Annotated in this window: 29 protein-coding genes and 2 tRNA genes; 8 read left to right on the plus strand and 23 right to left on the minus strand. The window is 63.4% G+C overall.

From position 1 onward, the window contains the following. Positions 1 to 51: 51 nt before the first annotated feature. The 13 genes from AC1DLO_RS04490 to AC1DLO_RS04550 all read right to left on the minus strand — a co-directional run bounded on the left by AC1DLO_RS04490 (position 52) and on the right by AC1DLO_RS04550 (position 10,916). Positions 52 to 1,245: a CpaE/TadZ family protein gene (locus tag AC1DLO_RS04490; protein WP_476889392.1), complete on the minus strand. Its 1,194-nt coding sequence runs from the start codon at positions 1,243 to 1,245 to the stop codon at positions 52 to 54. Beyond that, a complete protein-coding gene (gene cpaB / locus AC1DLO_RS04495) occupies positions 1,242 to 2,015 on the minus strand; it encodes a Flp pilus assembly protein CpaB (protein WP_476889393.1) in 774 nt (257 codons plus the stop codon). The genes AC1DLO_RS04490 and cpaB overlap by 4 nt, the downstream gene beginning before the upstream one ends. 35 nt (positions 2,016 to 2,050) lie before the next feature. Beyond that, positions 2,051 to 3,094, minus strand: coding sequence for a Tad domain-containing protein (locus tag AC1DLO_RS04500; protein WP_476889394.1), 1,044 nt, complete (start codon positions 3,092 to 3,094; stop codon positions 2,051 to 2,053). Beyond that, positions 3,082 to 3,456, minus strand: coding sequence for a TadE family protein (locus AC1DLO_RS04505; RefSeq protein WP_476889395.1), 375 nt, complete (start codon positions 3,454 to 3,456; stop codon positions 3,082 to 3,084). Before AC1DLO_RS04505 ends, AC1DLO_RS04500 begins: the two co-directional genes overlap by 13 nt. Before the next feature lie 126 nt (positions 3,457 to 3,582). After that, complete coding sequence (locus tag AC1DLO_RS04510; RefSeq protein ID WP_476889396.1) at positions 3,583 to 3,819, minus strand: Flp family type IVb pilin; 237 nt, start codon at positions 3,817 to 3,819, stop codon at positions 3,583 to 3,585. 187 nt (positions 3,820 to 4,006) lie between these two features. Further along, complete coding sequence (locus AC1DLO_RS04515) at positions 4,007 to 4,246, minus strand: Flp family type IVb pilin (RefSeq protein WP_476889397.1); 240 nt, start codon at positions 4,244 to 4,246, stop codon at positions 4,007 to 4,009. A gap of 274 nt (positions 4,247 to 4,520) precedes the next feature. Further along, positions 4,521 to 4,594 (minus strand) — tRNA-Met (locus tag AC1DLO_RS04520). A 62-nt stretch (positions 4,595 to 4,656) separates the two neighbouring features. Further along, positions 4,657 to 4,728, minus strand: a tRNA-Thr gene (locus AC1DLO_RS04525). 119 nt (positions 4,729 to 4,847) lie between these two features. Then, a complete protein-coding gene (locus AC1DLO_RS04530) occupies positions 4,848 to 5,225 on the minus strand; it encodes a LysM peptidoglycan-binding domain-containing protein (RefSeq protein WP_476889398.1) in 378 nt (125 codons plus the stop codon). A gap of 168 nt (positions 5,226 to 5,393) precedes the next feature. Next, on the minus strand, positions 5,394 to 7,604 hold the full coding sequence (locus AC1DLO_RS04535; RefSeq protein WP_476889399.1) for a DEAD/DEAH box helicase: 2,211 nt from the start codon (positions 7,602 to 7,604) through the stop codon (positions 5,394 to 5,396). A gap of 427 nt (positions 7,605 to 8,031) precedes the next feature. Then, positions 8,032 to 8,694, minus strand: a complete 663-nt coding sequence (locus AC1DLO_RS04540) for an MOSC domain-containing protein (RefSeq protein ID WP_184738342.1) — start codon at positions 8,692 to 8,694, stop codon at positions 8,032 to 8,034. A gap of 21 nt (positions 8,695 to 8,715) precedes the next feature. Next, the gene (locus AC1DLO_RS04545; RefSeq protein ID WP_184738344.1) at positions 8,716 to 9,390 is read right to left on the minus strand and encodes a response regulator; all 675 of its coding nucleotides are present in this window, start codon (positions 9,388 to 9,390) and stop codon (positions 8,716 to 8,718) included. Next, positions 9,387 to 10,916, minus strand: coding sequence for a sensor histidine kinase (locus AC1DLO_RS04550; protein WP_476914411.1), 1,530 nt, complete (start codon positions 10,914 to 10,916; stop codon positions 9,387 to 9,389). Before AC1DLO_RS04550 ends, AC1DLO_RS04545 begins: the two co-directional genes overlap by 4 nt. A gap of 90 nt (positions 10,917 to 11,006) precedes the next feature. Here AC1DLO_RS04550 and AC1DLO_RS04555 point away from each other — a divergent pair, with 90 nt between their 5' ends. Next, positions 11,007 to 12,194, plus strand: a complete 1,188-nt coding sequence (locus AC1DLO_RS04555; protein ID WP_476914412.1) for an acyl-CoA dehydrogenase family protein — start codon at positions 11,007 to 11,009, stop codon at positions 12,192 to 12,194. 10 nt (positions 12,195 to 12,204) lie between these two features. Here the strand turns inward: AC1DLO_RS04555 and AC1DLO_RS04560 are convergent, their stop codons facing one another. The 5 genes from AC1DLO_RS04560 to AC1DLO_RS04580 form a co-directional block, all read right to left on the minus strand. Further along, entirely contained in the window at positions 12,205 to 13,563 is a 1,359-nt protein-coding gene (locus AC1DLO_RS04560; RefSeq protein ID WP_476889402.1) for an MFS transporter, read from the minus strand. Further along, positions 13,560 to 14,084: a winged helix-turn-helix transcriptional regulator gene (locus AC1DLO_RS04565; RefSeq protein WP_476889403.1), complete on the minus strand. Its 525-nt coding sequence runs from the start codon at positions 14,082 to 14,084 to the stop codon at positions 13,560 to 13,562. Before AC1DLO_RS04565 ends, AC1DLO_RS04560 begins: the two co-directional genes overlap by 4 nt. 138 nt (positions 14,085 to 14,222) lie before the next feature. Continuing rightward, positions 14,223 to 14,516 carry a hypothetical protein gene (locus AC1DLO_RS04570; RefSeq protein ID WP_184738355.1) on the minus strand — a complete coding sequence of 98 codons (294 nt, stop codon included), beginning with the start codon at positions 14,514 to 14,516 and terminating at the stop codon, positions 14,223 to 14,225. A 93-nt stretch (positions 14,517 to 14,609) separates the two neighbouring features. Continuing rightward, positions 14,610 to 15,773 carry a cystathionine gamma-synthase gene (locus AC1DLO_RS04575; RefSeq protein ID WP_476889404.1) on the minus strand — a complete coding sequence of 388 codons (1,164 nt, stop codon included), beginning with the start codon at positions 15,771 to 15,773 and terminating at the stop codon, positions 14,610 to 14,612. Positions 15,774 to 15,787: 14 nt separating this feature from the next. Beyond that, complete coding sequence (locus AC1DLO_RS04580) at positions 15,788 to 17,173, minus strand: cystathionine beta-synthase (protein WP_184738359.1); 1,386 nt, start codon at positions 17,171 to 17,173, stop codon at positions 15,788 to 15,790. 124 nt (positions 17,174 to 17,297) lie between these two features. On the opposite strand from AC1DLO_RS04580, the gene AC1DLO_RS04585 reads away from it, so the two are divergent. Further along, the gene (locus AC1DLO_RS04585) at positions 17,298 to 17,726 is read left to right on the plus strand and encodes a VOC family protein (protein ID WP_476889405.1); all 429 of its coding nucleotides are present in this window, start codon (positions 17,298 to 17,300) and stop codon (positions 17,724 to 17,726) included. Between the two features lie 45 nt (positions 17,727 to 17,771). On the opposite strand, the gene AC1DLO_RS04590 is transcribed toward AC1DLO_RS04585, so the two are convergent. Beyond that, entirely contained in the window at positions 17,772 to 18,179 is a 408-nt protein-coding gene (locus AC1DLO_RS04590; RefSeq protein WP_476889406.1) for a VOC family protein, read from the minus strand. A 138-nt stretch (positions 18,180 to 18,317) separates the two neighbouring features. Between AC1DLO_RS04590 and AC1DLO_RS04595 the strand changes: the two genes are divergently transcribed. Beyond that, the gene (locus tag AC1DLO_RS04595) at positions 18,318 to 19,298 is read left to right on the plus strand and encodes a DNA-3-methyladenine glycosylase family protein (protein WP_476889407.1); all 981 of its coding nucleotides are present in this window, start codon (positions 18,318 to 18,320) and stop codon (positions 19,296 to 19,298) included. Positions 19,299 to 19,363: 65 nt separating this feature from the next. On the opposite strand, the gene AC1DLO_RS04600 is transcribed toward AC1DLO_RS04595, so the two are convergent. Both AC1DLO_RS04600 and AC1DLO_RS04605 read right to left on the minus strand, forming a co-directional pair. Beyond that, complete coding sequence (locus AC1DLO_RS04600; protein ID WP_476889408.1) at positions 19,364 to 20,284, minus strand: hypothetical protein; 921 nt, start codon at positions 20,282 to 20,284, stop codon at positions 19,364 to 19,366. Positions 20,285 to 20,415: 131 nt separating this feature from the next. Continuing rightward, positions 20,416 to 22,089, minus strand: a complete 1,674-nt coding sequence (locus AC1DLO_RS04605; protein ID WP_476889409.1) for an AMP-binding protein — start codon at positions 22,087 to 22,089, stop codon at positions 20,416 to 20,418. A gap of 102 nt (positions 22,090 to 22,191) precedes the next feature. On the opposite strand from AC1DLO_RS04605, the gene AC1DLO_RS04610 reads away from it, so the two are divergent. Next, positions 22,192 to 22,470 carry a putative quinol monooxygenase gene (locus tag AC1DLO_RS04610; protein ID WP_476889410.1) on the plus strand — a complete coding sequence of 93 codons (279 nt, stop codon included), beginning with the start codon at positions 22,192 to 22,194 and terminating at the stop codon, positions 22,468 to 22,470. 40 nt (positions 22,471 to 22,510) lie between these two features. Here AC1DLO_RS04610 and AC1DLO_RS04615 read toward each other — a convergent pair whose 3' ends face one another. After that, positions 22,511 to 22,882 carry a thioredoxin family protein gene (locus tag AC1DLO_RS04615; RefSeq protein WP_059387274.1) on the minus strand — a complete coding sequence of 124 codons (372 nt, stop codon included), beginning with the start codon at positions 22,880 to 22,882 and terminating at the stop codon, positions 22,511 to 22,513. Between the two features lie 164 nt (positions 22,883 to 23,046). Between AC1DLO_RS04615 and AC1DLO_RS04620 the strand changes: the two genes are divergently transcribed. From AC1DLO_RS04620 to AC1DLO_RS04630, 3 genes are read left to right on the plus strand one after another with little or no spacing between them, the layout of a single operon-like run. After that, positions 23,047 to 23,730: a TetR/AcrR family transcriptional regulator gene (locus AC1DLO_RS04620; RefSeq protein ID WP_476889411.1), complete on the plus strand. Its 684-nt coding sequence runs from the start codon at positions 23,047 to 23,049 to the stop codon at positions 23,728 to 23,730. Continuing rightward, on the plus strand, positions 23,727 to 24,701 hold the full coding sequence (locus tag AC1DLO_RS04625; protein ID WP_476889412.1) for an ABC transporter ATP-binding protein: 975 nt from the start codon (positions 23,727 to 23,729) through the stop codon (positions 24,699 to 24,701). The genes AC1DLO_RS04620 and AC1DLO_RS04625 overlap by 4 nt, the downstream gene beginning before the upstream one ends. Next, entirely contained in the window at positions 24,694 to 25,494 is an 801-nt protein-coding gene (locus AC1DLO_RS04630) for an ABC transporter permease subunit (protein ID WP_476889413.1), read from the plus strand. The genes AC1DLO_RS04625 and AC1DLO_RS04630 overlap by 8 nt, the downstream gene beginning before the upstream one ends. Before the next feature lie 89 nt (positions 25,495 to 25,583). On the opposite strand, the gene AC1DLO_RS04635 is transcribed toward AC1DLO_RS04630, so the two are convergent. Further along, positions 25,584 to 26,129, minus strand: a complete 546-nt coding sequence (locus AC1DLO_RS04635) for an acyl-CoA thioesterase (RefSeq protein ID WP_184738384.1) — start codon at positions 26,127 to 26,129, stop codon at positions 25,584 to 25,586. Between the two features lie 139 nt (positions 26,130 to 26,268). Here AC1DLO_RS04635 and AC1DLO_RS04640 point away from each other — a divergent pair, with 139 nt between their 5' ends. Next, positions 26,269 to 26,493 (plus strand): hypothetical protein, encoded by a 225-nt coding sequence (locus AC1DLO_RS04640; RefSeq protein WP_184738386.1) that lies wholly within the window; start codon positions 26,269 to 26,271, stop codon positions 26,491 to 26,493. Positions 26,494 to 26,666 lie beyond the last annotated feature (173 nt).

The raw sequence follows: 26,666 nt of genomic DNA on the forward strand, positions 1-26,666 counted from the left end.
GGGATGCTTCGACGTTGTCCTCCGCAGCATGTAAGCGTTCAGACAGCTTCATTAGACCACTACCCTTCTGTGCAGTTTCCGCTGTGCCGTAGCGCGCCACACGGGATTGAAGCGTTCGACAAGTTGTTTGAGTCCTTTGACGGCCGGATCCTTCACCGATTCCTGGAGTACGGGAATGCCACGGTTGGTGGAGAACGCTACGGCCTTTGACCGAGGGATGCTGACATCAACGGGGGCGCCGACGGTCGATTCGACGTCCTGGACTGACAAGCCGGACTTGGAATCCGCCATGTTGAGCACCACGTGGCGGGTTTCCGGAAGGAGGTTCAGCCTCCGGAGAATGTCCAGGCCGGAGCGGAGTCCCCGGACGCTTGGAACGTCCATGCCGGTCACCCACACTGCGTCCGTGCATTGTTCAAGCGCAGCGAGGCCGATTTCGGGTAGTCCAGGGGCTGTGTCCACCACCACGTACTGGAACTGTTCGGCGAGTTGTTCCAGCAGCCGCCCCACCTGTTCCGGCAGGATCTCGTCCGCTTCGACAGGGTTTTTCGGCGCGCACAAGGCATAGATGCTCGCCGGGTGAACGGTGAGGAAGGCCTTGAGAACGAGGGAATCCTGGCTGGCCGATGGGGTGACAGCGTCGGTGACAGTGTGTTCCGGATTGAGGTAGAGCCCTGAGGCGACGTCACCGAATTGCAAGTCCAGATCCACGATTACAACGCTCATCGGCGCGATCTTGCCTAACCCCACGGCAATGTTCGTGGCGATTGTCGTCTTGCCCACGCCACCCTTGGGCGAAAAGACGCCGATCACCAAGCCCTTCGGGGAGCCCTGCTGCTTGGGTTCCATGCTGCGCTGGCGGGTGGCGAAGGATTGGCACGCGCGCTCAAGCATGACCCGTATCTGGGCCAGGTCCGCAGCTGGGCTCATGATGTCGCGAATGCCGGACCGCATAGCCTGGAGGACGAATTCGGGATCCAGTTCACTCACAAGGATCACGCTCAGCTCCGGCAACTGCACGTCGAAGACCGTGGCGAGGCGCAGCGCATCCTCTTCGGCTATGTCCGGTCCCAGGATCAGCACCTCGAGCTGTTCCTGGTTGAGGGCGCCGAACAATTCAGCGGGATCGGCCGGCAACACATTCGTGAAGAAGGTCTGAACGCTTCCGGGCAGGCCACCGGCAACGGCCTGACGCAAGCGCTGGTCAAATTCCGTGCTGGGAGTAATCAGGACAAAGCGGCTCATCGGTACACCCCTCCCGGCTGGATGATCGTGGGCCCGCTGTCCTTGGCATCCATCGGCTCTTTGCTGAGCCAGATCTTCTCGAACTCAGCCGCGAAGACAATCTTGGCCGCGTCGACGTCATTTACGGCGACCGTCAACAGGAGGGAGCCGGTGGGAAGGCTGGTGTCTGCCGGATTGGCGGCGGCACCGGAACTGGGACTCGGCGTCGGCTGCTGGCTCGCCCCGGCTTGCGGAGCGCGCTGGACCGCAGTCAATAGGACCTTGTGAATGGTCAATTCAGTGCTCGACTTGTCCGGTTTCGCGTCAATCCCTCCGGCGGACATGGAAATGAATATTCCGACATGGTCACCGGGAACCAACCGTCCTCCTACCACCCGCTGGGGCTCCAGCTGAAACGAGACCTCCTGGAACCCCGCGGGAACCTTCACGACCCCGGGAGTTTTCAGCGCATCCGGGGCGACCAGCCTTTCGGACACCAGCGCCTCGCCGGGGAGAAGGTCGACGGCGGCCACCTTGCCGGCGGAATCGGCGAGGGTGTGCAGCGCGGACTGGGGGACGGCTGATTGCGGGAGTTGCTGGGTGCTTACGGAAGCTTGCATGGATTCCACGGGGGTGCCGGCGGGAATGGACGTCTTGACGATCAAGACGTCCACAGGGGAGAGGTTTTGGACCGCCCGTTGGTCCGCGCCCTGGGCATAGGAAAAGACGAGAACCACCCCTATGACGGCCAGCAGTGCTGCTGCCGATCCTGCCAACAAGCGTGACTTCACTTACTTCTCCTGTGCCTAGAGAACGGGATGGAAAACTAACCTGCGAGGTACACAACGGTGGCTCCATTGGGGTCCACCGGGCCCAATGAATAGCCGTCGGCCAGCGATACGTACTTGACGAAGCTGCCGATGATCCCGCGGCAGTTTCCAGTGCAGGAAAGCGCGGAAGATACATCCGGGCTCGAGTTGCGGAACGCCTCCGGGGTCGAGTTGTTGCCACTGAACTTCCAGCCAGCAACCTTGAAAGCGGCGAAGGAGACGAGGTGGTAGATAGCACCGCTTCCCGTGCCAATGACCGAGTCGAAGACGGGGAGCAGGACGATCACATCGCGTCCAGCCGTGATGGTGTCACTCCACTTTTGAAGCGTGGCCGCACAGTTGTTGGGAAGGCTGTTGCCAGGTGCGCTTCCGCCTTCACTGACGACAAGATTGATCGTGCCGCCGCAGACACCAGCATCTTGGGTGATCCAACCGTACCCGCCAGCAACGGTGGCACCGGCGGGGCCGTAATTGCAGCTAGGGTTGGCGCCGGTTCCGTGGTCCTGGAGAAGTTGGAGGGCGCCGCCGATGTATCCCCTCACCTGACAAATGGAATAGGCGAGCGGGAAGGCGGTCCGGCCGGCGATAGGGCTGCCCCATCGGACACTCGAGGTGGCTACGACGTCGGCTGTGTTGAACCCAACGACGCGCGCGAAGAACAACGAGACGGCGTTCGGAGCCCCGCCCGCCTGCTGGGCTCCTGCGGTCACCGTTACTTTCCGGTTGACAAGGTCCAAGCTGACCGACGTGATGTTGTTCAGCCCGTCCACGGCATTCTTGTTGGCAAGGCTGATCGCGAGCGGAGAAGTGATGGAGCAATTCAGGTCGCTTGTGTCGAGGGCGCATTTCTGTGCAACGCCCAGGGCCGCGGCATCGGCTCCGTTTTGGACTTGCGCCTTCTCGGAGTAGAGCCTTCCCACATCCACCGCTAGCGCGGCGAATCCGAGCAGCACCACCAGCAGGAGGGCAACGAGGACCGCTACCGCTCCGCGCTCTCCATTTTCCCGAAACGTCAGGCCCCGGAGCCTCAGCCGCTGCATACCATGGCTCCCACGCCTTGCATCGCGAACGGCCCGGCAAATCCCGTGAGGGTGCTAAGCGTGTAGTTGATGGTCACGGACATCTGCGCCCCCGATGTGCAGCTGGCCGGACTAAAGGTGAAATTCGTGTCTTGGAGCCTCGGATTCAGCGACACGGCAGCGTTCTTCGCAGCCGTCTTGGCAGCCGTTTGGTCGTTCGAAATTGCCATGACCCGGACTCCTTCGCGGGCTGCGTTCGAGAGCGAAACCTGCGCGTTGTACGCGCGGCTGAATTCGATGATTCCGAAGACCAGGAGCACCAGGATCGGTGCCACCAACGCGAATTCGACTGCCGCGGCACCGCGCTCTGATGCCTTGGCCATGATGTTGCCTTTCAAGAAAACGAATAGTCCAAATCAAGCAGAGTGGCGGCTGCCTGAATGCCGCCGCCACTCGGGGTTTGCTTGGTGTGCCCCGAATTGCCTCCCGGGCACTTTACGGTGCGGCTCCTAGGTGCAGGTGGCAGCGGTGTGGACGCCGCCCGTGGTGCTGCCGGCGGTGAAGCTTCCGCCGCTGACGGAACACTGGATCTGAGTGAACGTGTCTTTCAAGGTTCCACCGAGGAGGGTGACGGCGGCGATGATGACAACTGCGATAAGGGCAACCATGATGCCGTATTCGACAGCGGTGGCCCCGGTTTCGTCACGGCGGACGAGGGATGCGGACTTGCGGAAAATGGAAAGCATTGAGGCTCCTGGCTGAAGACGGTCATAGCAATTTGTCAGGATGCGGGCTATGTCGGATCTAGCCCACCGAACGGACGGACTTACTAGGCACAGGTGCCCGTACCACTTGAAGCGGTGGAAGCCTAGTGCCGCCGCCACTCGAGCTTGTTGTGCCGCGTATTGACCCGAGCACCCTGCAGTGCGACCCCTATTTGGAGCAGCTGGCCGCGGTGTGGACTCCGGCGGTGGTGCTGCCAGCGGTGAAGACTCCGCCGTTCATGGAACACGTGATCTGGGTGAACGTGTCTTTCAAGGTTCCGCCGAGGAGGGTGACGGCCACGATGATGACAACAGCGATGAGGGCAACCATGATGCCGTATTCGACGGCGGTTGCGCCGTCTTCTTCACGACGGACACGGGACGCGGTGTTTGAGACCAGAGAAAGCATGTGAAACTCCTGAGCGAGTTGGGGGATGTAGGCTGGTCCAGCACCAGCTCTCTAGAAACATAGCAACGCCCAAAACCCCATGGCGCAGACCTTGGGACATCCTGTGCTAAGACTCGCGAAGCTGCGCATTTCTTGTGCTAAAGCTAGGGAAAAGCTCACAATCCGGCCTTGGCTGCTTGCGGGCTTCGCAGTGCGTCGGGGCTCCCCTAGCCGGACTCAGTCGCCTTAAACAGAAGCAGCCCAGAAGCTGAACACTTCTGGGCTGCTGTCTCTGTAGCGGTGGGGAGGCTCGATCTCCCGACCTCACGATTATGAGTCGTGCGCTCTAACCAACTGAGCTACACCGCCACGAATGAGAAAAACCTGCGTCAAGCCGGTCAAAAACCGCCTTGACACAGGCCCTCATTCAGAGCCCCCCACCGGAATCGATCCGGTGACCTCGTTCTTACCAAGAACGCGCTCTACCACTGAGCTAGGGGGGCAACGAGTAAATACTCTACCGGACGATATCCCAGGCCACAAATCGGCTGCGGGACAGGGAAAAGCGGCACCGACACAATTTGCATCCGCTCCGGAATGTTGATCCGGAAAGGCGTTGAAACTAGGGCAGGCGGAGCACTTGGCCCGGGTAGATGTGGTCCGGATTGGGCACGGTGTCCGCGTTCACGGCGATCAGGGCGTCCAGGTCAACACCGAACTGCACGGCGATGCCGCTAAGGGTGTCATCTGTTTCCACTACCACTTCGGTCACCCTCCCCGCGCTGGCTGCGGCAACCGGCTCGCTTGCGACAGTCTCACCCGCGGCATCCGGCTCCACAACTGCTCCACGGTCCACTGAGGCGTCCGGGCCGGGACTTTGGGCCATCTCCCCCTTTGGAGGTTCGGCGGCCTCCTCCGGGGCCTCCGGAGCCCGCCCGGCGGCCTTAGCTTCAGCCTTGTCGATGCCGAGGTTCTTCTTCACCCCATCAAGGAATCCCATTTTGGCCCTTTCACCACCCGCGGACAGCCCGAATGGGGCCGCAGCCACGCCCTTCCGCGGCAAAACCGATCCTACGGACAGAGGCAGGCAGTTCCAAGGGCTTGGTTTAAACAGCCAGAGGCCGGCTCGAAAGCCGGCCTCTGACCGAAATCCAGGAACTAGTCCTGTTTACCACTTGCCCTTGCGGTTGAAGTCGCGGTGGCCGGCATCGCCGCCACTGCGCGGCTTGCGTGCGCCGTTGCCGTGTCCGCCGAAGCGGGAATCGCTGCTCTGCCCGCGGTCGCTGTCGCCGTAGCTGCCGGCACCGGCGCTGCTGCGCTCGCTGTACGAACGTCCGCCGCGGTCAGCGGATGAACGCTCGCCGCCGGCGTAGCCGCCACGGTCACCTTCAGATTTACGGAACTCCTTCTTGAAGCCACCGTTGCCCTTGAAGTTTCCGCCACGGTCGCCGCCGGAGTATCCGCCACGATCGCCACCGCGGCCGCCACCGGAGTATCCGCCTCGGTCAGAGGCCGGCTTGCGACCGTTGTCCAGCTCGAGGTGAATCAGCTCGCCGCCGATCCGGGTGCGGGACAGGGCACGCAACTGCTCGGGGCTCAGGTCGGCCGGAAGCTCCACCAAGGAGTGGTCCGAGCGGATGTCGATGCCGCCGATCTGTGCCGAGGAGATGCCGCCTTCGTTGGCAATGGCGCCAACGATGGAACCCGGCATGACGCGCTGACGGCGTCCGACGGCGATCCGGTAAGTGGCGTTGCCCTCGGTCAGGGCGCGGGTGGGGCCACGGGAACCGAACCCGTCCTTGGAGCGCTCGCGCTTCTGGAATTCCGGTGCAGCCGGCAGTTCCTTGACCAGGAGCGGCTGGCCACCCTGTGCCATGACGGCCAGTGCAGCAGCGATCTCCGAAGCCGGAACGTTGTGCTCTTCTTCGTAAGAGGAGATCAAGTCACGGAACGCCGCAACGTCCTCGGACTCGAGGGTCTCCGTGATCTTGTCGGCAAATTTGCCCAAACGCAACGTGTTAACTGTCTCGGCGGTGGGCAAGTGCATCTGCTCCACCGGCTGGCGAGTGGCCTTCTCGATGGAACGCAGCAGGTACTTCTCCCGCGGCGTCATGAACAGGATGGCGTCGCCGCTACGGCCTGCACGGCCGGTACGGCCGATGCGGTGAACGTAGGACTCGGTGTCGTGCGGGATGTCGTAGTTGACCACGTGGCTGATGCGCTCAACGTCAAGGCCACGGGCCGCGACGTCGGTGGCCACCAGGATGTCGATGCGGCCTTCCTTCAGCGCGTCGACAGTCCGCTCACGCTGCTGCTGCGGGATGTCGCCGTTGATGGCGGCAGCCTGGAAACCGCGGGACTTCAGCTTGTCGGCGAGGTCCTCTGTGGCCATCTTGGTACGCACGAACGCGATAACGCCGTCGAACTCTTCAACCTCAAGAATGCGGGTGAGGGCATCGAGCTTGTGCGGGCCCATGACCTGCAGGTACCGCTGGCGGGTATTGGCACCGGTAGTGGTCTTGGACTTGACGGAGATCTCGGCCGGGTTGTTCAGGTACTGCTTGGACATGCGACGGATCTGGCCCGGCATGGTGGCAGAGAACAGCGCAACCTGGCGGTCTTCCGGAGTCTGCTGGAAGATCTGCTCAACGTCCTCGGCGAAGCCCATGCGAAGCATCTCGTCGGCTTCGTCCAGAACCAGGTACTGCAGCTCGGACAGGTCCAGGGAACCCTTGGAGATGTGGTCGATCACACGGCCGGGGGTACCGACAACAACCTGTGCACCGCGGCGCAGGCCGGCAAGCTGGGGGCCATAGGCCGAGCCGCCGTAGACGGGGAGAACCGTGAAGTCATCAATGTGCTTGGCGTACGAGGTGAAGGCCTCGGCAACCTGGAGCGCAAGCTCGCGGGTCGGAGCGAGGACCAGGGCCTGGGTCTTGCGGGAGGGGCCGTTGAGGTCGTGGAGTTCGGCCAGGCGGGACAGCGCCGGTACTGCGAATGCTGCAGTCTTACCGGTACCGGTCTGGGCGAGGCCCACGACGTCGCGGCCCTCGAGCAGGAGCGGAATGGTTGCCGCCTGGATGGGAGACGGCTTCTCGTAGCCGACGTCCTGCAGTGCGGCGAGGACGCGGGGGTCGATTCCGAGGTCGACGAAGCGGATACCCTCTTCCTCTTCTTCGGCCTGGGCGGGAGATTCGGCCGGAGCCTCAGCGGGTGCAGCAACCTTGGCAGGTGCTTCAACTTCAACAGGTGCTGCCGGCTCGATGAACTCAGCGGCAGGGGCTTCGGCGATTTCGGGGGTTTCGACAGTTTCGACGGCGGTCTCTGCTGTTTCGGCAGACTCGGCGGCGGCGAAGGGGTCGTTCAGTGTTTCGGGCATAGGGAAAGTTTCCTCATCCATAGGGGGCCAGTCGGCGCGGCCCGGTTGGGCTTGGCCGCAGTACACGTTGCGGGCAAAAGAACCAGGAGGCTCTGGTGCTCGCAAGAAGTCCGGCGCTGTCGCAATCCCATGGCAGGACTTCCCGCTGCATCTCTTGGCTGCTATCTCAGCAGTCTGTACAGCGTTTTCTTCGCCCGGCTCTCCCTATGAAACTGCCCACACACATTTTGCGGGCCCCAACACTGACCAGTCCTGCCTCAAGAATTGGGCAGGAAAAAGGGATTTCCGGAGTGGGGGATATTTCAATTGTAGGGCACAGACTAGCGTCCTCGTGACACAACTGTCGACGACGGCGGTGAGCTTGCGCACATCGGCACCCAAGTGCCCCTCAAGTCCGGCTCTCTGGATGGCCGTCCGGAAGCAGCTTTCAGGCCTCGACGCCGTTGCGGCGCATGAGTTTTTCGAAGGTGTCGTGGTAGTCGGACTGCAGCAGGACTTCGCCGTCCGCCTCGGCGTCGAGCAGCAGTTGCATGTCCTCCAGGTTGGGGTTGCTGAACCATTGCCCCACAGTGATGCCATGCTTCGGCACAAACAATTTGTGGATGTAATCCCCGGCCGAAATGGTCCCGGTCCTCACCACACGCAGGTAGGTGCCGACCCGTCCCGCCTCCGTGAAGCGCTTGACCCACTGCGGTTCATTCATGCGGCGCTGGAAGGTCGCGCAGGGCACCCTGGGTGAAGTGACTTCAACTTCCACGTCCAGGCCGATTTTCCAGCGTTCGCCGATCACGGCACCGCTGGTCTCGATTCCGGCGACGCGGAGGTTTTCCCCGAAGATACCGGCAGGCATTTCCCGCTGGAGTTCCTTCGCCCAGTAATCGGCGTCGGCTTGGGAGTAGGCATAGAGCGCCTGGTCCTCGCCGCCGTGGTGGATCCGGCTGGCTTGGATGTCTCCGTGGATGCCCAGTTTGTGGACCTTCACCGGGCCCTCGACGGGTCGTTTGTCAATGGCCGTCACCCCAACTGACCCCTCAAGGTCAGGCAGGAGCTCGTGTACCCGGCAAACAGCAAGCAACGATGCGGTATCCATGGATACAGTCTACGTACGCGGCTACGGATCGAAGCGATAGCCCATGCCGGCCTCGGTGTGCAGATGCCGGGGCTGTGCGGGGTCGCGTTCGAGTTTGCGCCGGAGCTGGGCTATGTAAACCCGCAGGTACTGGGTCTCCTTGGCATAGGCCTGTCCCCAGACCTGGGTGAGGATCTGTTGCTGGCTGACCAGTCGGCCGGCGTTGCGCACAAGCAACTCCAGGATGTTCCATTCCGTGGGCGTAAGCCGCACTTCGGCGCCGTCCTTGGTGATCTTCTTTCCGGCCAGGTCAACCAGGAAATCCGCGGTTTGGAGCGTCGGCACCTCATGCCGTGGTGCTGCCCGACGCGAGGCGGCACGGAGCCGAGCCAGGAGTTCATCCAGGCCGAAGGGCTTGGTGACGTAGTCGTCGGCGCCGGCGTCGAGGGCCTCCACTTTGTCTTCCGAACCATGCCGGGCGGACAAGACGATGATGGGCATGGTGCTCCAGCCCCGGATGCCCCGGATGACATCCACGCCATCCATATCCGGCAGGCCAAGATCCAGCACCACAATGTCCACGGGCTGTTGTGCGGCGGCTTTGAGCGCGTCCGTTCCGTTGCCGACGCTGATGGCACGGTAGCCGTGGGCATGGAGATTGATCTGCATGGCCCGTGCGATCTGGACCTCATCTTCCACAATCAGTACCAGGTTCATGGCCGCCCTCCTGTCCACAGCGGGAGTGTGACCACCATAGTCAGCCCTCCTCCCGGAGTCGCCTCCGCCATGAGCGTACCGCCCATGGCTTCAGTGAATCCTTTGGCGACGGCGAGCCCCAGTCCGATTCCGCTGCGTCCGTCCCTGCTCGAGGCGGAATCATCGAGGCGTTGGAAAGGTTGGAACAACTCCAGCACCCCAGCGGGCGCGATCCCCCGGCCATGATCCGTCACCCGCAGTTCACTGGCCGGCCGCCCATCCACGGCAATGCCCGCGCCGGCGCGGGCCACCAGCACAACGTCCGAGTCCGGAGCGTATTTCACTGCGTTCTCCACAAGGTTCGCCACGACGCGTTCCAGCATCCCGGCGTCGGCCTCTATATACGGAAGGTTGGCCGGAAGCTCGTTGCGGATCCGCTCCCCCGGCACGCCGCGCAAAGCCTCCGGCAGGATCTGGTGYCAGCCCAGGCCGCGCAGCAGCGGGTTCACGGCATCGGCGGTGATGCGGGACATGTCCAGCAGGTTGTCCACCAAGTGATCGAGGCGGTCGGCGTAGTCCTCGATGGTGGCCAGCAGTTCACGTTCGTCCTCCGGAGCGAACGTCACGTCCTCCTGGCGCAGGCTGCTGACGGCAAGTTTGATGCCCGCCAGCGGAGTGCGGAGATCATGGGAGACGGCGCGAAGGATGGAGGTGCGCATTTTGTTGCCCTCCGCCAGGCGCACGTTGTCCTGCCTGCTCTTGACCAGCTGCTGCCGCTCCCGCAAGGCCACCACGAAAGCGCCGAACGCGGCGAGCATGCGGCGGTGCTGCTCGGACAGCGGGCCGCCCCGGAGGAGGAGCGTGTAATTGGGATCGACGACGGCGGCATGGTCAGCGGCCGCATGCGTCACCGGCGGTTGGACTCCGGAACTTGCGAGAACCCGCCAGCCCTGTCCAGTCCGGCCCTGTCCAGTCCAGCCCTGTCCAGTCCAGCCCGGGCCGGCTGCGTCCGGCGACTCAAAAGTGGACAACAGCGTCACCGCGTCCATGCCGAGGTTGACTCGGACCTTGTCCAAGAAGGACTCCAGGCTGCCGTCCGAGCGTAGGATGCGCAGGGCCAATTCGCTCAGGGCCTTTGCCTCCGCGCCGGAGTGCGCGGCTTCCTGGGCCCGCCGGGTAGCCAAGCCCACGGCGAGCGCCACACCGCACGCCACGGCCAGGAAGATGACCAAAGTAAAGAGGGTGGAGGGGTCGGCAATGGACAGGGAACCCACGGGCTCGGCCGAAAAGTAGTTCAAGAGGGCGCTGCCAAGGACCGCCGCCACCACCGCTGGCCACAATCCACCGATGGCGGCAACCGCGGCGGCGACGGCCAACTGGAGGAGCATGATCATGGCGAAGTTCCGGTAATGCAGCAACGACACCAAGACTTCTATGGTGACTGGAAGCAGCAAAGCCAGGACGAGGCCGGCCACTATGCGGCGTCGCCCGATCCCCTCGACTGCCGGTAGCGGCAGTCCTGTTCCATTCACCTCCGCCGCGGCCATGCCTCAATTCTGGCACGGCGCAGCGGTCAGCCGCGCGAGAGCGGACACTGCAGGCCGCCCGGGGAGCATGCCCGGCCTTAGGATGCTGGCATGAGCCATTCAACGACGAATACCTCCGATATCCTCGACCTCGATTCCCTCTTGAGCAGCGAGGAGTTGGAGCTTCGCGAGAAGGTGCGCGACTTTACGGACCAGCGCATCCGGCCAAACATCGCCCGGTGGTACGAGGACGCCGTCTTCCCGCGGGAGCTGCCGCCGGAGCTTGGTGAACTCGGTGTCCTTGGCATGCATCTGGAGGGCTACGGCTGTCCGGGCCGTACCGCCGTCGAATACGGCCTTGCCGCAATGGAACTCGAGGCTGGGGATTCCGGCATTCGCACCTTCGTGTCCGTCCAAGGTTCGCTCGCGATGACCGCGATCCATCAGTGGGGCAGCGAAGAGCAAAAGGAACAATGGCTCCCCCGCATGGCTGCGGGCGAACTGATCGGCTGCTTCGCGTTGACGGAGCCGACGGCGGGTTCGGACCCGTCGTCGATGGCTAGCTTTGCGCGTCGTGACGGCACAGGCAACGACGCCGGCTGGGTGCTGAACGGTTCGAAGCGCTGGATTGGGATGGCATCGATCGCCGACGTCATGGTGGTGTGGGCGAATACTGAGGACGGCCTCCGGGGCTTCCTGGTTCCGGCGGGAACTCCGGGAGTCACCGTTGCTCCCATCAAAGCGAAGCTCTCCATGCGTGCCTCGGTCCAGTGCGATATAGGGTTCGACGCCGTCCGGCTGGGTTCGGAGGCCCTCCTCCCGGGTGCCCAAGGGCTCCGAGGACCGTTCGCTTGCCTCAACGAGGCCCGCTATGGCATTGCTTGGGGGGCCATGGGCGCTGCCCGGGACTCCTACGAGGCCGCCCTCGAATATGCCGGAACGCGCATGCAATTCGGCAAGCCCTTGGCGAGTTACCAGTTGACCCAGGAAAAACTCGTCAACATGCTCGTGGAAATCCAGAAGGGCACCCTGCTGGCGCTGCATCTGGGGCGGCTCAAGGATGCCGGCAAGCTGCGGCCGGAACAGATCTCGGTGGGCAAGCTCAACAACGTGCGGGAGGCCATCAAGATCGCCCGCGAAGCCCGCACCATCCTGGGTGGCAACGGCATCACCCTGGACTATCCGCCGCTGCGCCATGCCAACAACCTGGAATCGGTGCGCACCTACGAAGGGACGGACGAGGTACACACCCTGATCCTGGGCCAGCACATTACGGGGATCCCGGCGTTCCGGGGCTAGGCTCCGGAGCCTAAGCTCCGACCGGGACGGGTTCCTTCTTCCCCGCGTCCTTGCGGATGGTCGCGCTGATGACTGCGGCCACGGTGCACATCGCGGCGGCGCCGATCCATGCGTAGGTGTAGTGGCCCGTGGCGTCGCGGATGTAACCGGCCAGGAGCGCGGCAGCCGCGGCCCCGAGCTGGTGCGCGGCGAAGACCCAGCCGAACACCACCGAGCCGTCGGCGCCGAACACCTTGCGGCAGATTGCCGCCGTCGGGGGCACTGTTGCTACCCAGTCCAGGCCGTAGACCACCACGAACAGGATCATGCTGGGTTCCACAGTGGAGCTCAACAGCACGGGCAGGACCAGGAGCCCGACCCCGCGGAATTGGTAGTACACAGCCAGGAGCACCTTGGGGTTGAAGCGGTCGGTCAACCAACCGGAAGCGATAGTGCCCACGATGTCGAAGATCCCGACGACGGCCAGCAAGCCTGCCGCGGTGGTTTCCGGCATTCCGTGGTCGTGCGCCGAGGGAATGAAGTGGGTGCCGATCAGGCCGTTGGTGGTGGCCCCGCAAATGGCGAAACCGGCCACGAGGGCCCAGAAGGTGCGCACTTTGCTGGCGCGTTTGAGCACCTGCAAGGCCCGCACGGCGGCGTTGGGCGTCTTGGCGCCTTCAGTACCCTCCGCATTGGCGCCTTCCGCAGCAGGCGCGGCTGCCGCCGTCGTCGGCTCGCCTTCTTCGGCTCCATAAGGCTGGACTCCGACGTCGGCGGGTGAGTTTTTGAGCCAGCGCAGCACGAGCGGCACGACGGCGAGCGCGCCTGCAGCGATCAGCAGTGAGGCACCGCGCCAGCCGGGGCTCTGTGCAAGGAGGGCGATAAAGGGTAGGAAGACAAGCTGTCCGGCGGCGCTGCCTGCTGTCAAGATGCCGATCACCAGGCCTCTGCTTTTCGAGAACCATGTGTTGGCGATGGTGGCAGCGAAAACAAGGGCCATGGATCCGGTGCCGAGTCCGATCAGCACGCCCCAGGTCAGCAGGATTTGCCAGGACTGGTTCACGAACACCGTCAGGGCAGAGCCGAGGCCGATCAGGCAAAGGGCGATCGCGGTGACGGTGCGGATGCCGAAGCGTTCCATGAGGGCGGCGGCGAACGGCGCAGTGAGCCCGAACAACACGAGGTTGATGCTCACGGCGAGAGACAGGACGGTGGTGGACCAGCCGAACTCCTGTTGCAGCGGAACCATGAGCACGCCGGGTGCGGCGCGGAATCCCGCGGCGCCCACAAGTGCCAAGAACGCGACGGCGGCCACCATCCACGCGGGGTGAAGGCGGCGCTTCCGCGGTGACTTGCCGGCCGAGAGCTCGGTGAGATTGGGTGCGGTCATGCGGTTGGCTCCGATTCGTTCGGGAGGTCAAGTGTCGGCGCCGTGGCCAGGGCGAGCGGCCGTTCCGATCTTGTGAGGCTATGCCAGCTGGTGTTGGCCGCCGTGAGCCGGGACCCGCAATGGGAGCAGGTATCGGCCGATGCCGTCGGCAGTCCGCAACCATTGTGGATGACACGCATATGGGCGTTATCCGTGGGGGCGTCGAGATGTTTCTCGGACCAGATGATGATGGCGTTCAAAACAGGCAAGGCATCCTCGCCTTTGGTGGTGAGGACGTACTCTTGGCGAATCCGGGCGCCGTCCCTGTAGGGCCGCTGCGCAAGAAGGCCGGCCTCAAGCAGCCAACCCAGCCGCTTGCTCAGCACGTTGTCGGCCACCCCAAGGCGCGTCTTGATGGCATCGAATCGCCCGTTGCCGAAGAAGATCTCCCGCAGTACCAGGCTTCCCCACGGGTCGCCGAGGATATCGAGGCCTCGGGCAAGGCTGCACGTCCGCTCGGACCAATCGGATCGTAAAGGCATGGCAAGAGGGTATCTGGCTTTTCTCAAGAAAGCTAGGTCGTGCGGCCGATAAATGGAGATGGCGGCCTTCCGCTCCTGCCGGGAGACCGCCGTCGTCTTCCAAAGAGCTACTTGATCCCTGGCGGGATAAGCACGCCGTCAGGCGGCGGGTCCTGCTGTCTGGAAATTGTGGACATCGTAGAAGGTCATCTCCGGCTGCTGAATTCCGAGTTCCGCCGAGATTGGACCGAGTGTGTCCTGGTAGAAGCTGTCTGCCTGTTCGCGTGTCTGCCACACATCGACAACCCGGGCCCCACCGTCAGTGCCGGACACCCAATGGAACAGCCCGCCCGCGGCCCCCGGTCCGCCAGGGGTGAGTCCAAGACGCTCCACGACTTTGTCGTAGTCGTCGAGGTTGTTGCCGGTGAAATCCATGATTACTGCAATGGCCATAGTGGACCTCCATAGATTGCGGCGGGCGAAGAACCGTCCGCCAATCGCAACCGTAGACCTGCACCCATAGGGGGTCAACAGATTCGTGGACCTTCAGTCCGTGATGTTGCCGATCGCCTGCTCAAGGTCCGCGATCAGGTCTTCGACGTCCTCGATGCCGCAGGAAAGCCGGATCAGGTTGACCGGCACGGCCAGCTCCGTGCCCTTGACCGAAGCGTGCGTCATTTCCGAGGGGTAGTTCATCAAGGACTCGATGCCGCCGAGGGACTCGGCCAGCGTGAAGACCTGCGTGGACTCTGCCACCTTGCGTGCGGCGGCTTCACCGCCCTTGAACTGCACGGAAATCATGCCGCCGAACTTCTTCATCTGCTTGGCCGCGAGCTCGTGGCCAGGGTGGGAAGGCAGGCCCGGGTACAGCACGGCTTCAACTTCGGGGCGCTCGAGCAACCACTCGGCCACGGCCTGGGCGTTCTCGCTATGACGGTCCATGCGCACGCCGAGCGTCTTGAGGCCGCGGGTGGTCAGGAACGCATCCATGGGGCCGGACACGGCGCCAACGGCGAACTGCACGAAGCCGATCTTCTCGGCCAGCTCGGCGTCCTTGACCACAATGGCGCCGCCTACCACATCCGAGTGGCCGCCGATGTACTTGGTGGTCGAGTGGACCACGACGTCGGCACCCAGGGCGAGCGGGATCTGCAGGTACGGCGACGCGAAGGTGTTGTCGACCACCAGGAGGGCACCGGCGTCGTGAGCTACTTTGGCGAGCGCTTCGATATCGGTGATCTTCATCATCGGGTTGGACGGAGTTTCCACCCAGACGATGCGCGTCTTATTCGCGGCGACGGCCGCTGCGACGGCGTCAAGGTTGGACATGTCCACTGGTGTGTTGCTGATGCCCCACTCACCAAGCACGCGGTTGATGAGCCGATAGGTTCCGCCGTAAGCGTCGTTGCCCAGGACGATGTGGTCACCGGGCCGGGCGATCGCACGGATCAGGGAGTCCTCGGCGGCAAGGCCCGAGCTGAAACTGAAAGCGTGGGTGCCGCCTTCCAGCGCGGCCAGTTGCTCCTGAAGCGCATCGCGGGTGGGGTTGCCGCCGCGGCCGTATTCATAGCCGTCGCGCAGACCGCCTATGCCGTCCTGGGCATACGTCGAGCTGAAGTGCAGCGGCGGAACCACGGCGCCCGTGCGCGGTTCGAAGGCCTGGCCGGCATGGACGGCACGCGTGTTGAATCCTGCTTCGTTTGCAGACATGTGAACTCCTAGTGTCAGTTGCTCAGGTAGGCGAGAAGGTCGTGGCGGGTCAGGATGCCCACGGGAGCTCCGACGAACGTCACCATGACGGTGTCGACGTCGGACAGCAGCTCGCGCGCGGCGGAGATGGTTTCGAGTGAGCCGATCACCGGCAGGCGCTCCCCCATGTGCTCGGAGATCTTGTCGGTCAGTTTCGCCTCGCCACGGAACAGCTTGGTGGTCAAGGTGCGCTCATCGACCGCGCCGAGGACTTCGCCCATGACCACCGGCGGTTCCTGCGAAAGGACCGGAATGTGCGAGACCCCGAACTCATTCATGATGTTGATGACATCGCGGACGGTCTCGTTGGGGTGGATGTGGACGAGGTCCGGCATCTCGCCGGTCTTGGACTTGAGCACCTCACCGACGGAGGCCTCCTCGCCACCAGAGAGGAAGCCGTAGGACCGCATCCACTTGTCGTTGAAGATCTTCGCCAGGTAGCCGCGGCCGGAGTCCGGCAGGATCACGACGACGACGGCTTCCTCGCCGAGGTCTTTGGCCACCTGCAACGCGGCGACCACTGCCATGCCGGAGGATCCTCCCACCAGAAGGCCTTCCTCGCGGGCCAGGCGACGGGTCATCTCGAAGGAATCGGCATCGCTGACGGCAATGACGTCGTCCGGCACGGTCTTGTCGTAGTTGGCCGGCCACATGTCTTCGCCGACGCCTTCCACGAAGTAGGGCCGCCCGGTGCCGCCGGAGTAGACCGAGCCCGCGGGGTCCGCCCCGATGACCTTGACTCGGCCGCCGTCGGACTCCGCCCGGTCGGCAGATACATCCTTGAGGTACCGGCCTGTGCCGGTGATGGTGCCGCCCGTGCCCGCACCGATCACCACGTGGGTGATCTTGCCGTCGGTATCACGCCAGATCTCGGGTCCCGTGGTCTCGTAGTGGCTACCGGGGGCGGCGGGGTTGGAGAACTGGTCCGGCTTGTAGGCTCCGGGGATTTCGGACACGAGCCGGTCGGAGACGCTGTAATAGCTTTGGGGACTGTCCGGGGCCACGGAGGTGGGAGTGACCACGACCTCGGCTCCGTAGGCCTGGAGCACGGCACGCTTGTCCTCGCCCACCTTGTCCGGGACGACGAAAATGCACTTGTATCCCTTTTGCTGGGCCACCAGGGCAAGTCCTACTCCGGTGTTGCCAGAGGTGGGTTCCACGATGGTTCCGCCCGGCTTGAGCTTTCCGTCCCGCTCCGCCTGCTCAATCATCTTCACTGCGATGCGGTCCTTGATGGAGCCGCCGGGGTTCACATATTCGAGCTTCACCAGAACGGTGGCTTTAATGTCCCCAGTCACGTGGTTGAGCTTGATGAGCGGGGTATTGCCAATGAGGTCCAGAACGGACTGGGCGTACTTCATAGGTACCAAGTTACCGCTTGGCAAGGGGTGCTCCGATGCTAGCCGTGCCGGGTCCATGTCTAGCCAAGGGATGGCCTCACGGGGCAAGCTAGCCGTGACACCCTCCAAGGAAAGGACATGCACCATGGATTGGACCCTCGAAGTGGTTGTGCTCCCTGTGAGTGACATCGACCGTGCCATCGAGTTCTACCGCGACAAGGTGGGCTTCAACCTTGACCACAACACCACCAACGAGCACATGCACGTGGCCCAGCTGACTCCCCCGGGCTCCGGATGTTCGATCGTCGTCGGCGACCTGCCGGCGCAGAACGAGATGGCGCCGGGTTCCATGCGGGGTCTGCAGCTTGTCGTCGCGGATGCGCGCGCCGCACGCGAAGAATTGCTCGCCCGCGGGGTCGAGGCGAGCGAAATCACGGTCTTTGACGAGCGCGACGGCGGCACGTTCTTCGGCTTCGCCGACCCGGACGGCAACACCTGGGCGGTGCAGGAACTCAAGGTCCGCGCCGAGAAGCCGTTGATTCCGGCCGAGGCCCGCGGGCGCTTCGGGGAATAGGGCCAGCCCGGGACGATCCCGAACTAGGCCCTCCGAGCAATCGCCTTATTCAGCCGATGCAGGGCTTCCTGCCGAAGAGTCGGTCTCCCAGAGGCCGAGGATGTTGCCTTCAGTGTCCTTGAAATACGCGTAGTAGCCCATGCCCGGAACAGCATCCTTGCCCTTGACCACCGAACCGCCCGCACTCTCGATCTGGCCAAGCGAAGCTTCGATGTCTTCGACGTCAACCGTGATGATGGGCGTCTTCAACTCTTCCGAGCGCGGGAACAATGCACCATTGATGGCCCCAGGCGCGCTCGGCATGCCCGTCTGCGGGTCTGAAGGCGTAGTGATTGCGATCGTGTAGTCCATCTCCTGCATGGGGTTGAGCATCCAGCCGAAGGCACCCTGGTAGAAAGTGTTGGCCCGCTCCTTGTCGTCCGCGGGGATTTCGAAATGCACTACACCGGCCATTGCGTTCTCCTGAGATTGTCATGGAAGGCGCAGACGCCCCGCGCCACACGTGGAGTCTAGTCGTGCGGGTTTCGCGGCGTAAGGGCTTGGACGCCGCTCTTTTGGAGTGTTGTCGGACGAGCATGCGACCATGAATGAATGACCATCGTCGATGCCCCACCCGCCGCAGCGGCTGCGGCCGACGCGTCCGTGCGATGGCACTCCGGCGGCCCGTTCGACCTTCTGCAGACACTGGGAATCCTCATGCGCGGCAACGGGGATCCGTCCTTCGCGGTGCGGCATGACGGCGTGTGGATGGCGTTCACGACGCCGGACGGTCCAGTCACCCTACGCCTCACCGCCGCCGGACGGGGACCGGACACGCATGTGGATGCCCAGGCTTGGGGATCCGGCGCGGGTTCTGCGATTAACTCCGTGCCAGCGTTGCTGGGAAGCGGTGACGACTGGTCGGGCTTTGACGAAGCCGCGTTCCACGCCACGCTTCCGCGCATGATCAGGGAAGCCCGACGCCGGAACCTCGCCGTCCGGCTACCCTCCACCGGGCGGGTGGTGGACTCGCTCGTGCCCACGATTCTTGAGCAAAAAGTCACCACTATCGAAGCGCGGCGGGGCTACCGCTACTTGATGTACCGATACGGAACTGAGGCCCCGAGCGCTGGCCGCCTCGCGCCGTCGGGCATGCTCGTCGCGCCGTCCGCAGACCAATGGCTCGCCGTTCCCTCGTGGGAATGGCACAAGGCCGGTGTGGGTCCCCAGCGTTCGGCAACGGTCATGCGGGCGCTGCGATCCGCCGTCGCGCTTGAACGCCTCGCCTCACTCAGCGCGGCGGAAGCCGGAACAAAGATGCAAACCATCCCGGGAATCGGTATCTGGACTGCTGCCGAGGTTGTCCAACGGACCCACGGCTGCCCTGACTCGATCGCGGTGGGCGACTACCATTTGGCCTCGTATGTCGGCTATGCCCTCACCGGCAGGAAAGCGGACGACGCGGGAATGATCGCCCTGCTGGAGCCTTGGCGCGGGCATCGGCAGCGAGTGGTCCGGATGCTCGGGCTCAGCGGCTTCCGCAAACCGACGTTCGGACCGCGCATGACCATCCAGGACCACCGAGGGCACTAGCAACGCGGGGTCAGTTCCGGCCCATGTTGCTGCCCGGCATGGGCCGTAAGTGACCCCGCGTTGGCTTATACGGAGCGGAGTTTCGCCCGCTTGACCCGGACAATGAGACCTCTGAACCCTTCGGCCAGGTCATGGGCGTTGGCCTTGAAGTAGGACCAGCCGGCGCTGGTGAAAGCCTCGTCCCTTCGGTTGTCCCTTGTTTGCTGTTCCCGCGTGAGATGCGGGGCGCCGTCATACTGTACGGCGATCCGAAACCGCCGGTAACCCAGGTCCGCGGACGGCGACCACAGATCGTCCGGATCGAGGCGGAGCTGCAATTCCGGTTCAGGCAACCGCGCATCCAACATGGCCAGCCGCAGGAATGTCTCCTGAAACGAGTCTGCACCAACCCGCATGTCTTCAAGGGCAAGCCGGGCCTTCTCCACGCCTTTCATGTTTGGATGTTGCCGGACAAGAAGGCGCAGCCCTTCCTTGTTCGAGTAGGGTTCCGTCCTTCCTTCAAAGCCCGGCCGGGGCATGCGGATCAACTGATCACCCATGGCAATCACGTACGGCAGCGGCAACTGATGCGCCAGATCGATCCACGTACGGGATGGCGAAGACACCGGAATTCCGTCTATTTCCGTGACTTCGCCAGGGAGGACGCGCACGCGGTGCCCCGTCACTCCCGTCCGGCGGACCCGGGGAAGCTCATGGGGTTTGCTGAGGTGGACCGTCTCACCGCCGCCCAGCCACGGAGGAAGGCCGAGCCGGGTCAGTACCGCGGCGCTCTCATGGGACACCCAGGCGCCCGGTGTTGCCGCGGCAAGGACCCGCGCTCGTTCGGCAAACGCAAACTCACGACCCGCAGGCAAGTAAATCAGGCGACCGCCGTCGGACACATCCCTGGCCCGGAGCCGCTTCGGAGCGACGCCAAGTACACGGGATTCATAGACCGTGAAAGGACGGTTACCGAGTTCCTTCGGCAGCGGAATGATGCGGACCATGGGATCCAGTTTGTCCGCAAATGGACCCCGACAAGGAGTTATCCACAAGCAGACTTCCAAACACGGCAACGCGGGGTCACTTACGGCCCATGTTGCTGCCCGGCATGGGCCGTAAGTGACCCCGCGTTGGACTAGAGTCCCAGGCGAGCGATCGCCTCTTCTCGCATATCGATCTTGCGTACCTTGCCGGACACGGTCATGGGGAAGCTCTCCCGTATGTCCACGTAGCGCGGGATCTTGTAGTGGGCCAGCCTGCCGCGGCAGAACTCCTGGACTCCAACCAAGTCCAAAGCCGCTCCTGGCTTGAGGATGATGCAGGCCATGAGTTCCTCGCCGTACTTGGCATCAGGCACTCCGATCACCTGGACGTCCTGAATGGCGGGATGCCGGTAGAGGAACTCCTCGATTTCGCGTGGATAGACGTTCTCGCCTCCGCGGATGACCATGTCCTTCATGCGGCCCTCGATCACGATGAAACCGTCAGGGTCCATCCGGGCGAGGTCACCGGTATGCATCCAGCCGTCGTCGTCGATTGCCTCGGCTGTTTTCTCCGGCTGGCCCCAATACCCGGCCATCACGGCGTAACCTCGCGTGCACAGTTCGCCGATCTCCCCCCGTTCCATGGTTTCGCCGGTGCTGGGATCCACGATCTTGGACTCGAGGCGGGGCATGGTGCGCCCTACTGTCGTGGTCCTCTGCTCCAGTGTGTCAGCCGCCAGGGTCATGGTGGACACGGGCGAAGTCTCGGTCATTCCGTAGCAAATGGCCACGTCCCGCATGTTCATCTCCTCGATGACTCTTTCCATGACCTCGATGGGGCACAGTGAGCCGGCCATGACGCCGGTGCGCAGCGTGGAAAGGTCATAGGAAGCGAAATCGGGCAAAGCCAGCTCGGCGATGAACATGGTGGGCACCCCGTACAGGGAGGTCCCGCCAAAATCCTGCACGGCTTCCAAGGCTGCCGCCGGGGTGAATCCTCGGCCGGGAATGATGGTGGCCGCGCCGTAGCTGAGGGCATTCAAGTTCCCGATCACCATGCCAAAACAGTGGTAGAACGGCACCGGAAGGACCACCCGATCGCGTTCCGTGTAACCCAGCAGCCTGCCGATCTGGTTGCCGTTGTTGAGGATGTTGTGGTGCGTGAGCGTGGCGCCCTTGGGGAAGCCTGTGGTCCCCGAGGTGTATTGCAGATTGATGGGATCGTGCGGGCCCAGTTCGGCCATGCGCGCCTTGAGCGCTGAGGGCGCGACGTCGTCCGCCCGCTTGAGCAGTTCGGCGTACGTCAGCTCGGCGTCAGTTTGTGGCTCGCCTGCGTTGAGCATGTCCAGTCCGAAATCGGGAAGGAAAACCAGCTCCCGAAGCTCGGGGCAGCTACCCAAAGCCCCACGGGCCATGGCCACATAGTCGCTGTTCTTGTCAGACGGCGCGGCCACCAGCATCCGCATGCCGTTCTGGCGGACCACGAATTCGAGTTCGTGGCTGCGGTACGCCGGGTTGACGTTGACCAGGATCGCGCCCGCCTTCGCCGTGGCGTACTGCAGGATGGTCCATTCGGCGCAGTTCGGGCTCCAGATGCCTACCCTGTCACCCTTGGCAACGCCCACGGCGAGGAGCGCACGCGCGAGCCGATCGACGTCGTCGTTCAGTTTTTCGTAGCTCCAGCGCCGGGCCTCACCGCCCGGCACGGGAGCCGCTTCGATGAGCGCATCCCTTAGCGGGAACTGCGCCGCGACGCGCTCGAAGTTGGCGCCGATGGTCTCTTCAAGCAGCGGGACGTCAGTGTCCCCGGCTGTGTAGGAAAGCATGAACGCACGCTACCAACTGAGCCGGTCCAAGAGAAGACTTTTGCTTGGAAGTCCTACAAAATATTTCGGGAGCTTTCGGGGCCAGCCGGTAAGGTGAAGCCCATGAGTGCACCCATCGACCTGCAGGCCACGTTCATTCCCAACGACGGCGAATTCTTCCGCGTCAAGCTCGCGCTGGAAATCGCGATCGACGAAGTGGTGAACGAGCCGGGCTGCATCCGTTACGAGCTCACCGAGGCCAACGAGGCCAAACTGGTCCTGACCGAGCAGTGGGCTTCCGAGGAGCACCTCGACATCCACTCCAAAGGGATCGCCGTCCAGGACCTCAACGAATCGCTTAGCGCGCTGCTGGCCGAGCCAGTGAAACTCGAGCGTCTCTAACTAGCGTCGGCTGCTCCCACGGGAGCAGCCGAAGCCACTTCTAAGAGTTTTCTGCGCGCTGCTTTGCGATGTGCGCGTGGACCTCATCCATATCGAGCCCCTTGACGGCCTCGATGACCTGCTCAAGCTGGGGTCCGTTCAGTGCGCCCGGCTGGGAGAACACAAGGACTTTTTCGCGGAACGCCATGAGCGTGGGGATGGAAGATATGCCGGCTTCGGCTGCGAGCTGCTGCTCGGCCTCGGTGTCCACCTTGGCGAAGAAAACATCGTCGTGCTTCTCGGAAGCGGCTTGATATGTAGGGGCAAACTGCCTGCACGGGCCGCACCACGCTGCCCAGAAATCCACCAGGACAATGTCATTGCCCTCAATGGTCGATGCGAACTGCTCGCCGGTGATGTCAACTGTAGCCATGCTTCCACGGTACGCGACCGCGCGGGCGAAGTCGCCTTTGTTCGCTACCCGGCAAACCGGGAATAAAGCACGACGACGGCCGCTGGGACCTAGCCGAGCCGAGTCCCTGAGGGAATATCACCAAACTCTTGCGAGCCATTGAACAACTGTTTAGCATGTTAAACATGCGTTCAATAGCTGACGATCTCAGCACCCGCGCCCGCATCCGGGACGCCGCCATTGCCCTGTTCGGCAGGCAAGGCTTCTCCGCCGCCACCATCCGCGCCGTCGCTGCTGAGGCCGGAGTCAGCCCTGGCCTTGTGATCCACCATTTCGGCAGCAAAGCTGGCCTCCGGGAAGTCTGCGACAGCTATGTGTTGGCCGAAACCGCGGGACAGGGCATCCGGAAAACCGACCCTCAAGAGGTGGGGACGCAGATTCAGGAGTTCCTGTCACACCCCGAGCAATACGCCCACGAGATCGCCTACGTCCGGCAGTCCCTCAGCGACCAGTCCGACGCCGGCGACGCCTTCTTTGACGCCGTGGTGGCCCAAACCCGGGCCATTATCGAGGCCGGAATCGCGGGCGGCACCGTCCGGGCCTTCGACGACGTGGCAACCACCGCCGTCGTGGTCGCGACGAATAGCCTTTCGACACTGGTGCTCGGCAGGCACGCGGCCCGGGCAGTCGGGACGAGCGAGCTGGGTCCTGACATGCTCCGCGCGTTGACGCTCCCCACCGTCGACCTCTACACCCACGGTTTCTACACCGACACCCGGTTCCTCGATGCAGCGCGCGCAGCCCTGGAGGCACCGGCGCCTGCACCGGCACCGGCACCGGCACCCACTGGAACGGAGACCGCATCATGAAACAGGCAATCGTCGTCGAAGGCCTGCGCAAGCAGTTCGGCCGTCGGGAAGTCCTGCACGGCATCGACTTCAACGTGGAACCGGGCAGCGTATTCGGCGTCATCGGCCCCAACGGTGCGGGGAAGACCACCACCATGCGCTGCCTGTTGGACATCATCCGCCCAAGCGGTGGACATGTTCAGGTGCTCGGCGAAGATCCGCGCCACGCCGGACCCGAACTGCGACGCAGGATCGGCTATCTCCCAGGCGAGCTATTCCTGGAACAGCGCATCACCGGACGCAGGCTCCTGGACCACTACGCGGCGATTAGCGGCCCAGTGAAACCCGGACGTATCGACGAACTCGCGGAACGTTTGGACCTGGACCTCGACCGCCACACACGCAAGCTTTCCAAAGGCAACAAGCAGAAGCTTGGACTGGTCCAGGCGTTCATGCACAGCCCCGAGCTCCTCGTTTTGGACGAACCTACCAGCGGGCTGGATCCCTTGGTCCAGCAGGAGTTCCTGGCCATGGTGAGGGAAGTCCGCAACAACGGACAGACCGTCTTCCTGAGTTCGCATGTCCTCAGCGAAGTCCAGCAGGCCGCGGACGAGGTGGCGATCCTGCGGGACGGCAAGATCGTCACGGTAGCCACCGTGGATGCCCTCCGAGAGACCGCACTTCGGCACTTGCGGCTCACCGCCAGCGGCATCACAGCGGACGACGCCGGTGCGCTGCTAAGCCGGGTACCCGGCGTCGGGGCCCTTGAGGTGCTCGAAGTGGGCGACGGCGTCGAGGTCTCCGCGGTTCTGGAAGGCGGCTTCCAACCGTTGATACAGGCGCTGTCCACGCTTGAGCTGAAGGACCTGGTGCTGGAAGAGCCTGACCTGGAGGAATCGGTGCTGAAGCTGTACGGAATGCCCGGAAACGGCAAGCGAAACGGCGCTGGACGCAAGCCTTTGGAGGCATTGAAAGGAGCCGGCGATGAATAGGAAACTGCCTCTCTTCAGGCGGGCCTTCCTGGACCCCTGGCGTTCAACCCTAGGCTGGGCGGGCGGGTTAGCGGCTGCGATCGCGCTCTACCTCCCTCTCTTCCCTTCGATCGGCGGCAGCTCGCAAATGCAGGGCATGATCAATGCCTTGCCACCGGAAATGACCAAGGCCTTGAACTACGACCAGATCGCCACAGGCACCGGGTACACCCAAGCCACGGTGTTCGGGCTCATCGGCTTTCTCCTCATGACAATCGCCACCGTTTCCTGGGGCGCTGCCGCAGTAGCCGGTGACGAGGAGTCCGGACAATTGGAACTCACGCTTGCCCACGGGGTGACCAGGATCCAGGTCGCGCTGGAGCGAGCCTTGGCCATGGCGTTGCGCGTGGTCCTGCTCGCGGTGTTGGTCCACGTGCTGATACTCACGCTCAATGAATCGGCGCAGCTGAAAATCAACCCGCAAAACCTGTTCGGTGCCACGGTTATGTTTGCCGGCCTCGCGCTCCTCAGCGGCACGGGGGCACTTTTTGCCGGAGCACTGACAGGGCGGAAAGCATACGGGCTCGCGGTGGGGGCGGCCATCGGCGTGATGGGTTACGTGTTCAACGCCGTGGGCAGGCAAAGCCCGGACCTTAACTGGCTGCTCAATCTCTCCCCGTATCACTGGGCCTACGGCAACTCACCGGTGACCAACGGGGCGGATTGGGCCGCCGCCGGCTGGCTATGGGGAATCTCGGCGGGGCTGGTGTTGCTGAGCGCGGTTGCGCTGCAAAGGCGCGACGTCGGGGCGTAGCAACGCGTGAGGGCGCGCGGACCCAAGGTGCGGAGCGGGACTAGCGCCACAGGTGCGGGCGGGACTAGCGCCACAGGTGCCGAGCGGGACTAGCGCCACAGGTGCGGGGCGGCCTTGCGGGCGCCGGGGAGCCCATTGTTCTCCCGCCACTCGTGGATCCATTCCGGAAGCTCGAGGTCCGCGGGAGGCTCGCCGAACTCAGCCAGGATTTCCTCCTGGCTCACGGGCCGCCCTTTGGCGACAAGCCGCGTGGCAATATGCGCGCGGGCATAGATCTCGCCGTCCACCACCATGCGTTGCTCAAAATAGATGGCCTTGGAATCAAGTCCGATGATCTTGGACTCAATGGTGTATTGCTGCCAGAGCTGCAGGGACTTCCGGAAAGCGATGGTCTCCCCCGCAGCCACCGGACTCCAGCGGCGGCGCCGCATCTTTTGCCAGATCCCTGCACGCACCATGAGGTCGAAGCGTCCCAGGTCCATCAACGAGAAATACATGCCGTTATTGACATGCATTGCGATATCGATGTCCGTGGGCAGCACGCGCATGGGCAGCGACGAGGTATCCCAAACGCTGAGTCGGCTCCGCTTGGACGAAGTGAACAAGAGCAAGAGGGTTCGGAGAAGCAGATGCATAGCCACCATGTTACTACCGAGTAACATTCGGCAATAGCTTTGTTTTGTGTGTCGCTGCATGGCTTGACGTTTACCGCCGGTTCACGTGCCACCGGCAGAATGTCTGAAAACAAATTGCAGAAGGCATTAAGGGGATCCATTGAGCACCACCAAAACCGCCAAGGTACACGTTGATGTGTGGCCGGAACTTCCGCTTCACCAAGAGCTGGTCCTGCAGGACACCCGGGGCAACAGGATCGTTGGCACTTTGGACGGCATGACCAGTGACCGCAGCACCCTGTGGATCCAGTTGTCCGGCGGCTTGGGTCGCCAGCTGGTGCACCACATGGATGGATACTGGCTGGAGCCGGGCAGCGCGAGCTAGCTGTCCCCCACCGGGGTGACCACGCGCCGTCGCGACCTTCTTTAGATTCGGAAAGCGTTTGCGACGCGGCGAGTCGCGTTATTTCGACGCCGGTACGCGGCAAAGAAGGTCAGGAAAGCGCGGCCAGGAGACCAGCGACACGGAAATCCACCGCCGACACCCCTATTCGCCGA

This window comes from Arthrobacter sp. 01T419 (assembly GCF_056398865.1).

Excerpts from the sequence above, each read along its gene's own strand:
- AC1DLO_RS04490 (WP_476889392.1), bottom strand. The coding sequence starts at position 1,245 with ATGAGCCGCTTTGTCCTGATTACTCCCAGCACGGAATTTGACCAGCGC.
- AC1DLO_RS04500 (WP_476889394.1), bottom strand. The coding sequence starts at position 3,094 with ATGCAGCGGCTGAGGCTCCGGGGCCTGACGTTTCGGGAAAATGGAGAG.
- AC1DLO_RS04505 (WP_476889395.1), bottom strand. The coding sequence starts at position 3,456 with ATGGCCAAGGCATCAGAGCGCGGTGCCGCGGCAGTCGAATTCGCGTTG.
- AC1DLO_RS04510 (WP_476889396.1), bottom strand. The coding sequence starts at position 3,819 with ATGCTTTCCATTTTCCGCAAGTCCGCATCCCTCGTCCGCCGTGACGAA.
- AC1DLO_RS04515 (WP_476889397.1), bottom strand. The coding sequence starts at position 4,246 with ATGCTTTCTCTGGTCTCAAACACCGCGTCCCGTGTCCGTCGTGAAGAA.
- AC1DLO_RS04530 (WP_476889398.1), bottom strand. The coding sequence starts at position 5,225 with ATGGGATTCCTTGATGGGGTGAAGAAGAACCTCGGCATCGACAAGGCT.
- AC1DLO_RS04535 (WP_476889399.1), bottom strand. The coding sequence starts at position 7,604 with ATGCCCGAAACACTGAACGACCCCTTCGCCGCCGCCGAGTCTGCCGAA.
- AC1DLO_RS04540 (WP_184738342.1), bottom strand. The coding sequence starts at position 8,694 with ATGGATACCGCATCGTTGCTTGCTGTTTGCCGGGTACACGAGCTCCTG.
- AC1DLO_RS04545 (WP_184738344.1), bottom strand. The coding sequence starts at position 9,390 with ATGAACCTGGTACTGATTGTGGAAGATGAGGTCCAGATCGCACGGGCC.
- AC1DLO_RS04555 (WP_476914412.1), top strand. The coding sequence starts at position 11,007 with ATGAGCCATTCAACGACGAATACCTCCGATATCCTCGACCTCGATTCC.
- AC1DLO_RS04560 (WP_476889402.1), bottom strand. The coding sequence starts at position 13,563 with ATGACCGCACCCAATCTCACCGAGCTCTCGGCCGGCAAGTCACCGCGG.
- AC1DLO_RS04565 (WP_476889403.1), bottom strand. The coding sequence starts at position 14,084 with ATGCCTTTACGATCCGATTGGTCCGAGCGGACGTGCAGCCTTGCCCGA.
- AC1DLO_RS04570 (WP_184738355.1), bottom strand. The coding sequence starts at position 14,516 with ATGGCCATTGCAGTAATCATGGATTTCACCGGCAACAACCTCGACGAC.
- AC1DLO_RS04575 (WP_476889404.1), bottom strand. The coding sequence starts at position 15,773 with ATGTCTGCAAACGAAGCAGGATTCAACACGCGTGCCGTCCATGCCGGC.
- AC1DLO_RS04580 (WP_184738359.1), bottom strand. The coding sequence starts at position 17,173 with ATGAAGTACGCCCAGTCCGTTCTGGACCTCATTGGCAATACCCCGCTC.
- AC1DLO_RS04585 (WP_476889405.1), top strand. The coding sequence starts at position 17,298 with ATGGATTGGACCCTCGAAGTGGTTGTGCTCCCTGTGAGTGACATCGAC.
- AC1DLO_RS04590 (WP_476889406.1), bottom strand. The coding sequence starts at position 18,179 with ATGGCCGGTGTAGTGCATTTCGAAATCCCCGCGGACGACAAGGAGCGG.
- AC1DLO_RS04595 (WP_476889407.1), top strand. The coding sequence starts at position 18,318 with ATGACCATCGTCGATGCCCCACCCGCCGCAGCGGCTGCGGCCGACGCG.
- AC1DLO_RS04600 (WP_476889408.1), bottom strand. The coding sequence starts at position 20,284 with ATGGTCCGCATCATTCCGCTGCCGAAGGAACTCGGTAACCGTCCTTTC.
- AC1DLO_RS04605 (WP_476889409.1), bottom strand. The coding sequence starts at position 22,089 with ATGCTTTCCTACACAGCCGGGGACACTGACGTCCCGCTGCTTGAAGAG.
- AC1DLO_RS04610 (WP_476889410.1), top strand. The coding sequence starts at position 22,192 with ATGAGTGCACCCATCGACCTGCAGGCCACGTTCATTCCCAACGACGGC.
- AC1DLO_RS04615 (WP_059387274.1), bottom strand. The coding sequence starts at position 22,882 with ATGGCTACAGTTGACATCACCGGCGAGCAGTTCGCATCGACCATTGAG.
- AC1DLO_RS04620 (WP_476889411.1), top strand. The coding sequence starts at position 23,047 with ATGCGTTCAATAGCTGACGATCTCAGCACCCGCGCCCGCATCCGGGAC.
- AC1DLO_RS04625 (WP_476889412.1), top strand. The coding sequence starts at position 23,727 with ATGAAACAGGCAATCGTCGTCGAAGGCCTGCGCAAGCAGTTCGGCCGT.
- AC1DLO_RS04630 (WP_476889413.1), top strand. The coding sequence starts at position 24,694 with ATGAATAGGAAACTGCCTCTCTTCAGGCGGGCCTTCCTGGACCCCTGG.
- AC1DLO_RS04635 (WP_184738384.1), bottom strand. The coding sequence starts at position 26,129 with ATGCATCTGCTTCTCCGAACCCTCTTGCTCTTGTTCACTTCGTCCAAG.